This window comes from Ilumatobacter sp. (genome assembly GCF_046290335.1).
Classification (GTDB): Bacteria; Actinomycetota; Acidimicrobiia; order Acidimicrobiales; family Ilumatobacteraceae; genus Ilumatobacter_A.
Genome location: NZ_JBKAGH010000009.1, coordinates 149,488 through 164,133, shown reverse-complemented (window position 1 = coordinate 164,133; position 14,646 = coordinate 149,488). Strand labels below are relative to the sequence as shown.

The 14,646-nt window shown below is 68.4% G+C and carries 12 protein-coding genes; 9 read left to right on the top strand and 3 right to left on the bottom strand.

The window, feature by feature from the left end; translation table 11 throughout:
• The 3 genes from ACE37B_RS23515 to ACE37B_RS23505 all read left to right on the top strand — a co-directional run.
• The coding region (locus ACE37B_RS23515; RefSeq protein ID WP_409925786.1) for a fasciclin domain-containing protein at window positions 1-524 on the top strand (524 nt) is incomplete at its 5' end.
• Window positions 524-1,255, top strand: a complete 732-nt coding sequence (locus ACE37B_RS23510; RefSeq protein ID WP_409925785.1) for a cytochrome b/b6 domain-containing protein — start codon at window positions 524-526, stop codon at window positions 1,253-1,255. The genes ACE37B_RS23515 and ACE37B_RS23510, both read left to right, overlap by 1 nt.
• A gap of 8 nt (window positions 1,256-1,263) precedes the next feature.
• Window positions 1,264-2,172 (top strand): molybdopterin-dependent oxidoreductase, encoded by a 909-nt coding sequence (locus ACE37B_RS23505; protein WP_409925784.1) that lies wholly within the window; start codon window positions 1,264-1,266, stop codon window positions 2,170-2,172.
• A gap of 34 nt (window positions 2,173-2,206) precedes the next feature.
• On the opposite strand, the gene ACE37B_RS23500 is transcribed toward ACE37B_RS23505, so the two are convergent.
• Window positions 2,207-3,493, bottom strand: coding sequence for a winged helix DNA-binding domain-containing protein (locus ACE37B_RS23500; RefSeq protein WP_409925783.1), 1,287 nt, complete (start codon window positions 3,491-3,493; stop codon window positions 2,207-2,209).
• A 266-nt stretch (window positions 3,494-3,759) separates the two neighbouring features.
• Here ACE37B_RS23500 and ACE37B_RS23495 point away from each other — a divergent pair, with 266 nt between their 5' ends.
• Both ACE37B_RS23495 and ACE37B_RS23490 read left to right on the top strand, forming a co-directional pair.
• The gene (locus ACE37B_RS23495) at window positions 3,760-4,704 is read left to right on the top strand and encodes an ABC transporter ATP-binding protein (protein ID WP_409925782.1); all 945 of its coding nucleotides are present in this window, start codon (window positions 3,760-3,762) and stop codon (window positions 4,702-4,704) included.
• Window positions 4,694-6,136, top strand: coding sequence for an ABC transporter permease (locus ACE37B_RS23490; RefSeq protein ID WP_409925781.1), 1,443 nt, complete (start codon window positions 4,694-4,696; stop codon window positions 6,134-6,136). Before ACE37B_RS23495 ends, ACE37B_RS23490 begins: the two co-directional genes overlap by 11 nt.
• Here the strand turns inward: ACE37B_RS23490 and ACE37B_RS23485 are convergent.
• A complete protein-coding gene (locus ACE37B_RS23485) occupies window positions 6,097-7,524 on the bottom strand; it encodes a DUF222 domain-containing protein (protein WP_409925780.1) in 1,428 nt (475 codons plus the stop codon). The genes ACE37B_RS23490 and ACE37B_RS23485 overlap by 40 nt on opposite strands.
• A 220-nt stretch (window positions 7,525-7,744) precedes the next feature.
• Here ACE37B_RS23485 and ACE37B_RS23480 point away from each other — a divergent pair, with 220 nt between their 5' ends.
• A complete protein-coding gene (locus ACE37B_RS23480) occupies window positions 7,745-8,869 on the top strand; it encodes an exonuclease SbcCD subunit D (protein ID WP_409925779.1) in 1,125 nt (374 codons plus the stop codon).
• Window positions 8,866-11,583, top strand: a complete 2,718-nt coding sequence (locus ACE37B_RS23475) for an AAA family ATPase (protein WP_409925778.1) — start codon at window positions 8,866-8,868, stop codon at window positions 11,581-11,583. The genes ACE37B_RS23480 and ACE37B_RS23475 overlap by 4 nt, the downstream gene beginning before the upstream one ends.
• Here ACE37B_RS23475 and ACE37B_RS23470 read toward each other — a convergent pair.
• Entirely contained in the window at window positions 11,527-12,195 is a 669-nt protein-coding gene (locus ACE37B_RS23470) for a TetR/AcrR family transcriptional regulator (RefSeq protein ID WP_409925777.1), read from the bottom strand. The two genes, ACE37B_RS23475 and ACE37B_RS23470, sit on opposite strands and share 57 nt — an antisense overlap.
• 18 nt (window positions 12,196-12,213) lie before the next feature.
• Between ACE37B_RS23470 and ACE37B_RS23465 the strand changes: the two genes are divergently transcribed.
• Together ACE37B_RS23465 and ACE37B_RS23460 are read left to right on the top strand one after the other, a co-directional pair.
• Window positions 12,214-13,458: a PrnB family protein gene (locus tag ACE37B_RS23465; RefSeq protein WP_409925776.1), complete on the top strand. Its 1,245-nt coding sequence runs from the start codon at window positions 12,214-12,216 to the stop codon at window positions 13,456-13,458.
• Window positions 13,455-14,615 carry an aminotransferase class V-fold PLP-dependent enzyme gene (locus ACE37B_RS23460; RefSeq protein ID WP_409925775.1) on the top strand — a complete coding sequence of 387 codons (1,161 nt, stop codon included), beginning with the start codon at window positions 13,455-13,457 and terminating at the stop codon, window positions 14,613-14,615. Before ACE37B_RS23465 ends, ACE37B_RS23460 begins: the two co-directional genes overlap by 4 nt.
• The last annotated feature ends 31 nt before the right edge of the window (window positions 14,616-14,646 follow it).

Here is a 14,646-nt window from a genome sequence, read left to right as displayed (position 1 = left end):
ACGAGATGTCGGACGATGAGATGTCGGACGATGAGATGTCGGACGATGAGATGTCCGACGATGAGATGTCCGACGACATGTCCGCCGAGGAGATGGCCGCAGCGGAGGGCGACCTCGTTGCGACCGCCGCAGCCCGTGACGATCTGACGACGCTCGTCGCCGCAGTCGAAGCAGCGGGTCTCGCAACGACGCTCGCCAACGACGGCCCGTTCACGATCTTCGCGCCGAACGACGAGGCGTTCGTCGAGTACCTCGGTGAGATGGGCATGACCGCCGAGGACGCGCTCGCCGACACGACATTCCTGTCGACGCTGCTGCAGGGCCACGTCGTCGAAGCCGCCGACGATTCCGGCATGGTCGCCGGCATGGTCGACGTCCCGTTCGTCAGCCTCGCCGGAACCGAACTCCCCGTCACCGTCGACGGTGACACGCTCACCATCGGCGGGGCAACGATCCTCGAAGCCGACGTGTTCGCCACCAACGGCGTCATCCATGTGATCGACACCGTGCTGGCACCGGGCTGATGACCGATCAGGCGACACACGATCACGTCGGGTCGTCGCCCGGTGAGATGGACCCGTCGGCGGCGGAGCGCGAGCCCGTCGCTCGACTGGTCCATCCGCGAGCGATCCGCTGGCTCCATTGGATCAACTTCCCGCTGTTGATGATCATGATCTGGAGCGGGCTGCGGATCTACTGGGCCGAGGACGTCTACGCAGTGGGCCTCGGAGGCTGGCAGTGGTTCGTGTTCTTCCCGGAGTGGGTCTACGAGACCTTCGGGTTGGAGCGTCGCCTTGCCCGGGGGATGGCGTTCCACTTCGCCGTCGGCTGGCTGTTCGTGATCAACGGAGTGATCTACACGATCTATCTGTTGGTGACCCGGGAGTGGCGACACATCGTTCCCGACCGCCACTCGGCTCGCGAAGCAAAAGACGTCGTGTTCCACGACCTCCACCTACGCGCCGAGGCGCCCCCGCAGGGGAAGTACAACGCCGCCCAACGGCTCGCCTACACCGCCGTGCTGGTGATGGGGGTGATCGTCGTCCTGAGCGGCTTCGCCATCTACAAGCCCACGCAGCTGTATCCGCTGCCGCTGTTGTTCGGCGGATATCAGGGGGCGCGATTCGTCCACTTCTGGATGACGATCGGGATCTCGTTGTTCTTCGTGGTCCACCTGCTGCAAGTCCTTCGCTCCGGCTGGGGCAACTTCCGCTCGATGGTCACCGGCTACCTCGTCGAGCAGCGATCGAAATGAGCCCTGAGATGAACGACGAACACGACCATGACCATGACCATGCAACGAGCGACGCAACGAGCGACGCCACGAGTGAGTCAACCAGCGACGCAACGGGTGAGTCAGCCGTGGGCATCGCCGCGGCCGACCGCGACGAGGCGCGGCGAGCGGAGCTGCAAGCGTCGATGGCCGACGCGCCGACGATTCCCCTCTCGGAGTTCCGACGCCGCTCACGACGGTCGTTCCTGACCGGCGCGGCCGGAGCCGGTGCGGCGTTCCTCGGGTGGCGGTGGGTGCAGGACAGTCCCAGCGACGACGGCATCCCGCGACCGTTGCGCCAAGCGCTCGAGTTCAACGAGTCGCTGTGGAGCGACCTCACGGAGCTGACGGGAAACCGGTCGGCGCCCGAGCATCCCATCTCCAAGGCCACGCCGATCCAGGTCAACGGTCGGATCGGCATCCGCAACGAGATCGATCTCGACGACTGGTTCGTCCGTGTCGAAGGCCCCGACGGCGAGGTGCTCGACGAGCTCGACCTGTCGGTGTTCGAAGCGTTGCCTCAACGTGACATGGTCATCGAGCACAAGTGCATCGAAGGGTGGTCGAGCATCGTCCACTGGGGCGGAGCGAAGTTCTCCGACTTCCACGCTCGGTACGCCGACCGGGTGGGCGACGTCCCCTACGTCGGGTTCGAGACACCCGACGGGCTGTACTACGTCGGGTGGGACATGCCGTCGGCGCTGCACCCGCAGACGATGCTCGCACTCCGGCAGGGAACCGAACCGCTCACACAAGTCCACGGAGCGCCGCTCCGACTGGCCACGCCGAACAAGTACGGCATCAAGACGCTCAAACGGATCGGCGTGATCCGCTACTCCCGCGAGCGCCCCGCCGACTACTGGGCCGAACGCAGCTACGACTGGTACGCCGGGCTGTAGCTGCGACCCTGCGTTCGATCCAGGCTCGACCCGGCTACCTCTCCAGCAGCGACCGTTGGAGGGGCGCCGGGTAGCGCGGCCGGACGACGGTGTCGCCGGTCGTCGCCAGGTAGCGGTCGACGCTCTCGTCGACGAGCGATCGTTGCCGGACGGTCGTGGCCTCCAAGTACTCGACCACGACCGCTCCGTCGGGACGATGCGCCCACGTGCCGACGACGGCGCCGTCGGCGACGATGCTGTTGCCGGCGTTGCCGTTGCGATCGAACACCGTGTGACCGAACCGGCCGTGCTCACCGCAATACCAGTGGCGTTGCTTCCAGCCCATGACCGTCGGATCGAGACTCGGCAACACGGTCGCCCAGGTGGTCGGCGCCTCGACCCGATCGAGATCGTCGGGGAGCAACCAGGCGACGGCGGGACCCGGGTCGGGTTCGCCGTCGACCGACACGGGAACGGCTCCGACCGTCTCGAGCGCCCGTCGCGTCGCGCCGACCGTCCAGCCCGCCCACCACTGCAGGTCGACCGCCGTCGCGGGTCCGAAGGCACGAAGGTACGCAACCGCAAGCCTCGCTCGCGCTACGTCGGTGCCGATGCCGATGCCGATGTCGATGCCGATGCCGATGCTGTTCGCCGTGTCGCGGGCGGTCGTCGCGAGAACGGTGAAACCGTTCGGGATCCAGTCCTTGCTGATGGCCCAGCGGAACTCGCCGCCCACCCACGACCCGGTCGACTCGGTGCGGACGATCTCGCCGTCGAAGCCGAGGTTCTGGACGACCTGCGTGTGCGCACCCTGCGTTCCCTGGTACGTCGTACCTGCGGCGATGACGAGGGGGATCGCGAGGTCGGGGGCGTCGGCGCCGAGCTCGCGGGCCGTGCACGAACCGCGTGCGGCGATGACCTCGAGTGCGCGCTGGCGGGCGCCATCCAGCCAGCTCGCGGGATCGTCGATCCCGTTCGCGGCCAGCGACTTCTCCAGCTTCACCCACTCCTTGCGCGCCAAGTCCATCGTGCACGCCTGATGCGCGGCGGGCGCGAGGTCGAGATCGAGGATCCACACCGTGCGTCGCATCGCGTGATGACGGACGGCAGTCCGATCCTCGAGCAACGTGCGGTCGAGGGCCGCGCGTCCCGGCTCGGCGAGCCGCAGCGACACGCCGATCTGAGGCGTCGCCGGATCGGTGGCGTGCCAGGCTCCACCCAGCGCGCGAATGACCTGGAGCGCGTCGGCGGCTGCCAGTCCCGGAGCGAGCAGGTGCCGGACACCGAGACGCGCCCGACGTTCCTCGAGATCGACGTGACGATGGGTGGCGATCTTCACCATCACGACACGGTCACCATCACGACACGGTCACCATCACGACACGGTCACCATCACGACACGGTCACCATCACGACACGGTCACCATCACGACACGGTCACCATCACGACACGATCACCATCACGACACGGTCACTGGTGCCGTGCCGAGGGATCCTGCGGCCGGGCATGGCGACGATCGTAGATGGCCCAAGCCAGCGGATCGCTGCTTCCACCGCCATCCGTCCGCGCGCGATCGCGGCGCCGCGGGAGTGTGCGAAGGTCGCGGGGTGCAGTCGTTGGAGGTCGCGGGCGTTGGGCAGCGATTCGGTGAACGGATCGCATTGGATTGCGTGGATCTGAGCGTTCCCTCGGGGAAGGTGATCGGGCTGCTCGGCCCCAACGGTGCCGGCAAGTCGACGCTGATGCGGATCATCTTCGGCGTGATCGAACCCGACCAGGGCGTCGTGCGCTGGCGTGGGCGTGCCGCGACCCCGCTCGATCGCCGTTCGTGGGGGTACATGCCACAAGAACGAGGGCTGTACCGCGACATGCGGGTGATCGATCAGCTGGTGTGGATCGCGCGTCTGCATGGCCTCGACAAGGGCGTTGCGAGCGAGCGTGCGCTCGACCTGTTGGGCCGCCTCGGCTTGGCCGAGCGATCGCGCGACACCGTCGCGCAACTGTCCGGCGGGATGGCGCAACGGGTGCAGTTGGCGGCAGCGATGGTGCACGAGCCCGACCTGTTGGTCCTCGACGAGCCGTTCGCGGGGCTCGACCCGACCGCTGTCGAGTTCTTGTCGGCGGTGGTCCTCGACCACGTGGCGCAGGGCCGCAACCTGCTGTTCTCCAGTCATCAACTCGACCTCGTCGAAGACGTGTGCGAGTCGATCACGATGATCGACGCAGGCCGAGTCGTGCTGCAGGGCGACGTCGCCGGCCTCAAGCGCGAGAGCCCCGATCGTCATCTGCGCGTCGACGTCGCCGTCGAGGCCGAGTGGATCGCAGGCGCCCCGGCAACGATCTCGTCGACCGGTCCGTCGGGCACGCGGCTGCGACTCGAACGCCACGCTGATCCCGCAGCCGTTCTCGACCTGGTGCGAGCCCGCGCGGCGGTGTCCGACTTCGGCGTGGAGACCCCCACGCTCTCGGAGCTCTTCTTGGCCGCGGTCGGTCGTGACGCGCTGGTGTCACCCGACGCGTCGCCAACCGCGGAGGTTGCCGATGTCAGCTGACCCCGACACGACCGCGAGCGACCCGACCAGCGCGGGCGACACCGGCGCGAGCGACGCCGGGACCGGGGAGCTGCGTGCGATCGGTCTCGTGATCTCGCGAGAGTTGCGTGAAGCCTTTCGTCGCAAGGCGGTGTGGATCACGGCCGGGTTGTTCCTCCTTGCCTCCACCGCGCTGATGGTGCTGCCCGACGTGCTGGGTGGCGATGACGACGGCCCAGCCGAGCGGACGGTCGCCACCACGGGCGCGATCCCCGACTCGTTCGCCGACACCGTCGTCGTGATCGCTCGTTCGGTCGACATCGACCTGACCCTCGACGGCGACGCGCTCGCTGCAGCGTTCGACGTGCCTGCCACGACGGACATGGCTGAGACGACGGACTCGAGGGAGGCTGCTGGCACGGCTGACTCGACGGACACAACGGACTCGAAGGACACCACCGTCTCGAGGGAAGCGGCTGTCACCCCGGACACCACCGTCTCGACGGACACGGTCGGCGAGGCGACGGACGGCGGCGTCGCGGGCAGTTCGTCGACCGATCTGGCGACGTTGCTCGATGACGCCGACGTCGACGCGCTCGTGCGGTTCGACACCGACCCGGTGCGAATCGTGGTCGACAACGACGACGATCAACTGCTGATCTCCGTCCTCCGCCAGTCGATCCAGTCGACCTCGACGCTCGAGGCGTTGGGTGAGGCCGGGCTCACCGACGACCAGATCGCCGAGGCGGTGACGGCACCCATCACCGACGTCGAGATCCTCGACACCGAGCGAGGCGGTCGCCAAGCGGTGGCGCTGGGCGCGGCGTTCGCCCTCTACGTCCTGTTGTTGCTCTTGGCGATTCAGGTCGCGAACGGTGTCGCCATCGAGAAGGCGAGTCGGGTGAGCGAAGTGCTGCTGGCGATCGTGTCGCCCCGGGCGTTGCTGTTCGGCAAGGCGATCGGCGTGGGAGTGATCGGTGTGTTCACCCTCGCCGCCGGAGCGCTCCCGGTCGTGGTCCGATTGCTCGCGGGCGGGTCGATGCCGCCGGGGGCGGGACCGACCCTGGCCGTGAGTGCGATGTACTCGGTATTGGGCATCGCGCTGTATCTGTGCCTGGCCGGTGCGCTGGGTGCGCTCGTCGCACGCAGTGAGGAGGTGAGCAGCGCCGTCGGCCCGCTCACGTCGATCCTCATCGTCGGCTACATCGCCGGGCAGGCGACGTCCGACAACATCGTCGGCTTGGTGCTCGCGCTGTTTCCGCTGACCTCGCCGGTCGTGATGCCGGCGAGGGTGGCGCTCGACGAGTCGTCGATCGTCGAAGTGGCAGCCTCGATCGCGCTGTTGGCGGCTGCCGTCGTGATCGCCGTGCGGCTCGCAACCACCGTGTATCGGCGCGCCATCGTCCGAACCGGTCAGCGTCTCAAGCTGACCGATGTCCTGCGAACTCCCTGACCCGACCTCGACCGCCCGGCTTTCGACCGGCCTGACACGGGCCGGCCTGGTATCGGCTCGTCTGGGACGGGCTCGTCTGGTATCGGATGGCGCGACCCCGACTGGCGCGACCCCGACTGGCACGGCGTCGACCGGCCAGCCCCCGACTGGCCCGGCGCCGAACGGCGTGTCGGCGGCCCGGTCTGCATGATCTGCCCGCCACGGGTGGTGATCGTGAGCTCGCGTGACGGGTCGAGCGTCACCTTCCAGCGTTCGTCGTGGAGACGCGTGTGGTGGTGCTGGCAGACCGGCAGCAGATTGTCGAGATCGGTGCGACCGCCGTGGCGCCACCACACGACGTGATGGAGCTTGCAGCGGTCGTAGTGGACCGTGCATCCCGGTACCGCGCACGTCGCGTAGAGCGCACGCAGCGCTCGCCGTTGGGCGCGGTTGGCGAGTCGGGTCGAGCGCTCGAGATCGAGCTTGCCGGGAGCGTGGAGCACCACCCCGTTGGCGACGACCACCACGTCGGGTGACTCGACACCGAAGAGCTCCTGCAGCACCGAGAACGGCAGCTCGGCCGGAATGCCGTGGTCGATGACCGGCCCGACGTCGGCCGCGGACTGCGTGGTGTCGATCACGACGACCGCATCGATCCGCGAACGATCCGAGCCCGGGCGCGCGAGTCGGTCGGACGACCCCAGCACCAGTCGGCTCAACGCGAGCGCATCGACGTGACGTCGACGTTCGAGCGGATCGGACGGGGCCGGCTCGGGGACACCGTCGGCGATGATCGAACCCGCCGCTTCACGGAGACGTCGGGCGAGCAGGCTCCCGGTCGCCGGATCGAACCGACCCGAGATGTTGAACATCTCCTCGCCGTCGATCCACGTGCGGAGCCGGGAGTTGCGACGTTGACGCTCCAAGCGCTCCTCGCCCGACTCGCGCTGCAGCGACCGGACCTTGCGCTTGAGCAGTCGGTCGAAGTCGGCGGCGGACGACCCGGACGCAGCGTCGGCCAACTCGTCGCCCTGGTCGAACAGTTCGGCCCGTTGCTCCGCCTCGAGTTGACGACCGGCTCGGGTGAGCGCATCGACGTGGCCGGGCGAGATGGCGCCGTCGGACAGAGCATCGGAGATCGCCTCGACGGCGTCGAGCGTGTCGGCGCGTTCGCGCTGGCGGTCGGCCTCACCGAGCGAACACCGAGTCGCCTCGGCGATGGCGGTCTCGGGCGAGGTGCCCGGGAGCGCCGAGAGCATCCGGGTGAGTTCGGCATCGTGGGAGGCGAGGAACGACTGCACTTCGCGTGAGGCGGCCAGCGCCGCGCTGATCTCGCGCAGCCCGGCATCGGGCGAGCCGGTGGCCGCCACCACTCGCTCCAGACGCTCGATCGCCGCCGACAACTGCATACGAACAAGTGTACGACAGGGGTGTCACAGAGTAGGTGCGTTGGTCGACCAATCGCGGCGAACCGCTGCGTCGAACCTCGACACCCGTGGCCCCGGCGGACACGGTCGGCCAGGTCGACGAGCGATGGGGATCCGGTCACCCTGTGACACGGCGTCTCTACACTCGGCGGTGTCCATCCGGAACATCATCCGGAACTCTCGTCGTCGGCGGTGCCCTCTCATGCCCAAGTTCATTCATTCAGCGGATTGGCAGCTGGGCATGACGCGCCACTTCCTCGCCGGGGAGGCGCAACCTCGATTCGACGCAGCCCGCACCGATGCCGTGCGCACCATCGGCACGGCGGCCGTCGAGCATGGTTGCGAGTTCGTGGTCGTCGCGGGTGACGTCTTCGAGACGAACTTCGTCGACCGCACGGTGGTGCTTCGTGCGCTCGATGCGATGGCGGCGACCCCGAGCATCACGTTCTACCTCCTACCCGGCAACCACGATCCGCTCGACGCGTCGTCGGTGTTCCGGTCTCGCACGTTCGTCGACAACCGCCCCGACAACGTCGTGGTCATCGGGTCCGGTGAGTGCATCGATCTGGGCGACGGCGTCGAGTTGCTCGGTGCGCCCTGGTTCACGAAGCGACCGTTGGGCGACCTCGTGAGCGACGCGTGCGCTGACCTGGCGGCCGACGGTACGACGCGGATCGTCGTGGGCCACGGGGCCGTCGACGTGCTGTCGCCCGATCGCACCGACCCGGCCGTCATCTCGCTCGAACGACTCGAGGCGCTGATCGCCGAAGGGTGCCTCCACTACGTCGCGCTCGGCGACCGGCACTCCACCACGTCGGTCGGCAGCACCGGGCGCATCCACTACGCCGGTGCGCCGGAACCGACCGATTATCGTGAGGTCGACCCGGGCAACGTCTTGCTGGTCGATGTCGGCCCTGACCACTGCACGGTCGAGCCGATCCCGATCGGCTCGTGGCGCTTCGTCGACCGGCAGTGGCACCTCAACGGGCCGAGCGATCTCGACGCGCTCGAAGCCTGGGCCGCCAGCATCGAGCGACGCGACCGCTGCATCGTGAAGTTGAGCTTCGTGGGGCAGATCTCGCTGACCGACCAGGCGCGTCTCGACGATCTCCTCGAGCACTACCGGTCGTTGTTCGCGTCGGTCGAGACCTGGGAGCGCCACACCGACCTCGTGGTGATGCCCGACGACGACGAGCTCGCCGACCTGCAGCTCAGCGGATTCGCCGGGGTCGCGCTCGCCGAGCTGCGCGACCGCTCAGCGAGCGACGACGCCGTTGCTCGCGACGCGCTGGGCCTGTTGTTCCGCCTCGGAGCCGATCGCTCGTGAAGCTGCACCGCATCGTTCTGCGTGACTTCCGCGGCGTCGAGCACGCCGAGGTGGCCTTCGACGTCGACGGGGTGACGATCGTCGAGGGCGACAACGAGGTCGGTAAGTCGTGTATCCCCGAGGCGCTCGCGCTGGTGCTCGATTCGCTCGACTCGTCCCGAACCAAGCAGATCAAGGCGGTGCAGCCGGTCGATCGCGACGCCGGACCGGAAGTCGAAGCCGAGATCAGCACCGGTGACTACCACTTCGTCGTCACCAAGCGATGGCTGCAGAAGCCAGCGACGACGCTTGCGGTACTGCGTCCGCGCCGCGAGCAGCTCACGGGCCGTGAAGCTCACGAGCGCGTCGAGGCGATACTCGCCGAAACCCTCGACGCCGATCTGTGGAACGCGCTCAACGTGCAGCAGGGCAGTGCGCTCGACATCCCGGCGTTCAACGTCCCTGCGCTCGGGCGAGCGCTCGACGCGGCGTCGGGCGGCTCGATCAGCACCGCGAACGACGACACGCTCTGGGAGCGGATCGAGGCCGAACGCGCCCAGTACTGGACTCCAGGCGGCAAGCCGATCGCGACGCGCGAGGCCCGGCGCAAGCGGCTCGAGGAGCTCGCCGAGCAGGCTTCGGCGGTCGGGACGATCATCGGGCAGACCGAGGTCGACGTCGCCGAGGTCGAACGACTCGCTCGGTTGCTTCCGGAACTGGAGTCCCGTCTCGTCGGCGCGGAGGAGCACGCAGCCACCCTCGACGAGCGCCGTCGTGCCGCTGCCCAGGCGACCGCTGCGCTCGATGCGGCGCAGGCCGGTCTCGCCGCGGCGACCGCAGCGTTCGACGTCGCCGACGGCAAGGTCGATGATCGCTCGGCATTGATCGCCGAGGTCGACACCGCAGCCCAACTCGTCGGCGACCTCGAGGCCGCACGGGCAGCGGCCGCTCCGGCTCGTGTGGCCGCCGAGACCCGGCGAGCTGAGCTCCGCGAGTCGGTCGACACGCTGCGAACGACTCGTGATGCGTGCGATGTGGCGCTGCGTCTCGCTCAGCGAGACGCCGAGGCGCTGCGGCGTCGTGACGAGATCGAACAGACCCGACTCCGCCTCGACCAGGCCCGTGGCGCCCACGATCGACTGCGCGCCGCCGAGGAGACGCTCGAACGCGTCCGTGTCTCGGCGACCTCGCTCGCCGAGATCGAAGGGCTTCATCTCGCCTCCGTCACCGCCGACGCAGCACTCGGCGCGAGCGCGGCGACATTGCAGATCGAGGCGGTCGCCGACACGCGCCTCGTGATCGACGACACCGACATCGACCTCGATGCGGGCGGCACCCACGAACAGTCGGTCCCGGGGTCGGTGCGCGTCGATGTGCCCGGGATGCTGCAGATCACCGTCACGGCTGCAGCGTCCGCGCTCGATCTCGGCGCTGATGCCGCCGCCGCACGAGAACGCTACGAGCGAGCGTGCGCGGAGGTCGATGCGCCCGATGTCGGTGCAGCCCGAGCGTTGCTGGCCGAACGCAACGCCGCCGACGTCGATGCCGCCAGTGCCCGTCAAGCGTTACGCGACGCATTGCGTGACTCGACCATCGAGGCGCTCGCCAGCAGCATCGCGGCGCTCGAGACCCGCGCCGCCGAGTACGACGCCGAGCGGGCTGCGGCGTCGCCGGATCAGCCGCTCCCGTCCACCGTGGGCGATGCGCAGACCATCGTCAGCGAGGCAGGTGACGCGCTCGACGCATGCTCCACTCGGCTCGCCGATGCGCAGGCCGATCTCGAACGAGCCGACGACGCGCTCCGACAGATCGAGATCGACGCGGCCACGTCCGCCTCGACGCTCCAGAGCGCTCGCACCGACCTCGACCGACTGGCACAGCGACTTGCAGAGGCTCGCGAACGCGAGGACGACGAGCGACTCGCTGCGGCGGCTGTGACCGCTGCCGATCACGTGGCGGCCTGTGAGCAGGTGGTCGCCGACGCAGATCGCGCGGTCGGCGAGGCCGACCCCGCGCTGCTCGCGGAACTCCTCGACAACGCGACGGCTGCGACCAAGCGCCTCATTGCCGAGATCGATTCGGCGAAGCAGGCTCGCACCGAGGCGATGACGCGCATCGCGGTGCGCGGCGACGAAGGTCTCCAGCAGCAGCTCGACGACGTCCTCACCGAGCGCGCGCACGTGGAGTACGAGTACGAGTCGATCGAGCGCCGAGCCGAGGCTGCTCGACTGCTTCGCGACGTGGCATCGGCGGCCCGCGACACGATTCGGCAGCGCTACCACGAGCCGTTCCGCCGACAGATCGAGCGTCTCGGAGGCGTCCTGCTCGGCGAGAGCTTCGAAGTGGAACTCGACGACGATCTGCGCATCGCCACCCGCACCCTCGACGGTGTCACCCTCGAGTTCGCGCAGTTGAGTGCGGGTGCGCGTGAACAGCTCGGCATCATCAGCCGACTCGCGTGTGCGTCGATCGTGAGTGCGCAGGGTGGCGCTCCGGTGCTCCTCGACGACACGCTCGGCTGGACCGATCCGACGCGTCTCGGTGCGATGGGCGCGATCATCGCGGTCGCCGGCAGGCAGTGTCAGGTGATCGTGCTCACCTGCACGCCCGGTCGGTACTCCTCGATCGGCAATGCCGACATCGTCCGCCTCACGAAGTCCGGCGCGCGTGTCGCCGACTCAGCGCGCAACGGCGAGAACGACGTCGGTGACGAACTCGGCGATTCGCTCGGGTGACCAACCGAGCTTGGTCAGGTCGAGCACCTCACGCGGGTCGCTGACGACATTCCACGTGAACAACAGCAACGTCGAGTCGGTTCGCGGGTTCGCTGTCGGCTGGGGGTTCGCTGTCGGCTGGGGGTTCGCTGCCGGCTGCGTCAATGCGTCGAGGACGGGGTCGAGGGTTGCGCACAGGTGTGCGAGCACGGGGTCGCCGTTGCGTCGACGTTCGAGGAATCCGATCGGGGAGCGCAGCCGTACCGCCAGCTCACCGTGCTCCAGACATGCCTCGACCCACGCTCGGTTCCATCGTCGGAACCGGTCGCTCGCCGACTCGGCATCGCTCGCGGACTCCCGGAATCGGTCGATCGCGCGATCCGGCAATTGCAGCACGAAGGCCTGGATCGCGTCGTCGACCGAGGCGAAATGTCGGTATGCGGTGGCAGTCGACAACCCGGCCAGTTGCGCGACGTCAGCGAGTCGAGACGGCGCCCGTCCGTGCTCCGCGACCCACGCGTTCACCGCAGCGACGAGTCGCGCCCGCGAGTCGCGTCCGTCGGAGCGTTCAGGGGCCGAGCGGCCTGCCAACTCGTGCAGCGCTGGCGTGGCGGTGTCGCTGCGGCGTGACATGTGGCTACAGTAGCCGAAATGAGAACTGATTCGCATTTAGACGGATCCTCCGAGCTGCGGCTGCCTGAGCGCCAGACCCATGCGCGCACCACGCCGCGAGTGCAGGCGTTCGACGCGTGGATCCGCGGTCGGTTCGTCGATCTCAACACCGAACTCGAAGACTTGTACGCCGCGCAAGAGCACCGCACGCGTGTCGAGGGCGTCGGCGATGCGCTCAAGGCGGCGCTCGTCGAGGAGGGCCGGGAGTTGATCGTCGCGCTGCTGGAGGAGGGCAACACCGACGAAGGGTTCGATCGCAACTTCGAGCTGCTCGGCAACGTCGGGTACTACATGGCCGCGTGCCGCCGCCACGAGATCACCGAGCCGTCGCGCGAGCGCGTGTCGCCGCTGACGGAAGCCTCCGCGCTGGCGCTGCATCTCGGTGCCTCGGTCGGCACCGTGCCGCGCTTCGTGTCGAGCCACATGGAGACCTACAACCGCGCGGTCGACGGTGTGTATCGAACGTTCACGTGGCGAGAAGACGAGACGATCTTCCTCGACTACAACACCCGCTCGGCCCTCGCCTACATGCGAGCGGCCGACGCTCTCGTGCGCGTGCACCCGATGGGGGTCTCGCACCCCGCCACACACGACCTGCTGGTCGATGCCCGACGCGCCCTCGACGACGTGCTCGCCCTCAACGTCGAACTCGCGGAACGGCTCGACGTGACCGAGTTCTTCCATTGTGTGCGGCCGTACTACAAGCCGTATCGGGTCGGCAGCCAGGAGTACCGCGGTGCCAACGCCGGCGACTTCGCAGCGTTCAACCAGGTCGACGTCCTGCTCGGGCTGTGCTCGCCGGCCGACCCCGGCTACTCGGCGATCGTGATGGAGAAATTCCTGTACCTCACGCCGAAGGAGCAGGACCGTCTGCGCGACACGTTCCGCTACCCGAACTTGCTCGACAGCTTCCTGGAGCAGCACGACCTCGCGGACCGGCCGTGGTTCATCGCACACGCGTCGGCGTTCCTCGAGGTGTGTGCGTCGCATGCCGCGGTCGCTCGTCAGCACCACGACGTGCTCGTCGGAGACTTCATCACCGCACCGTCGCAGTCGCTCGCCGAGAGCGAACTCCACGGCATCACCGCCAGCGGCCCGCCACTCGAGGTACTCCTGCGCTCGCTGGAGAAGCTGCGCGACCTCCGCTCGGCGGCCGACCGCGACGACATCTCGACGCGACACGCCGACATCGAACGGCTTCGCCGACTCGTCGCAGCATCGTGACCGGCGACTCCGGGCTCGACGACACGGGGCAGGGCGGGCCGGCCGACGACGTCGCCAGGCGCTTCGTGCGGCCAGCGGGGACCTATCTCCTCAGTCACTCGATCGGCCTGTCGCCGAGCGAGACGGCGCAGCACGCGCTCGAGGCGCACCTCGGCGTCTGGGATCACGATCCGGCCGGTGCGTGGACGCACTGGCTCGCCGAGATCGAGGGTTTTCGCAGCGCGCTCGCTGCACTGCTGGGTCACGAGGCGGCATGGTTCTGTCCGCAGGTCAACGTGTCGAGCGGGTTGACCAAGGTGCTCCAGGCGTTGCGGCCGAGCGGGTCGGTCGTGATGACCGAGGAAGCGTTCCCGTCTCTCGGGTTCGTCGTCGACGCGCTCGGTGCGAGCACCGTCTTCGTCGAGCGCGACGCCGACGTGTTCGATCTCGACGTCTGGGCGGAGCGCTTCGACACTGCCGATCCGGTCGGTGCAGTGCTCATCACCCATGTGCACTCCAACACCGGCGAGTTGCTCCCCGTCGCCGACATCGCCCGTCTCGCGCGCGAGCGAGGCATCCTGACGATCGTCGACGTCGCGCAGTCGGCCGGCGTCATTCCGATCGACCTACGGGCGTGGGACGTCGACGTCGTGCTCGGGTCATGCGTGAAGTGGTTGTGCGGCGGGCCCGGCGCCGGGTGGATGTGGGTCCGCCCCGATGTGTGCGAACGCAGCGCGCCGACCGACGTCGGGTGGTTCTCCCACGAGGATCCGTTCGAGTTCGACATCCACTCGTTCCGCCCGGCATCCGACGCGTCGCGATTCTGGGGCGGCACGCCGTCGGTGCTGCCCTTCGCGATCGCCCGACGGTCGATCGAGCTCATCGACGCGATCGGGGTCCGTGCGATCCGGGCGCACAACGTCGCACTCACGAGCCGGCTCATCGACGCATTGCATCCTGATCTGGTGGTCAACCCGACGCAGGCCGATCGACGCAGCGCGACGGTGGTGATCGACGCGGGCCGTCAGACCGACGAGGTCGTCGATGCGCTCGTCGCCGCCGAGGTCCACGTCGATCGACGCCCGACCGGTATCCGGGTGTCGCCGCACGTCTACAACGCCGCGTCGGACCTCGACACGGTGGTGCGAGTGATCGACGGCGTGCTGGGCACGGCTTGACGGTCACGAGACGAGCGACCCGCGCACCGAG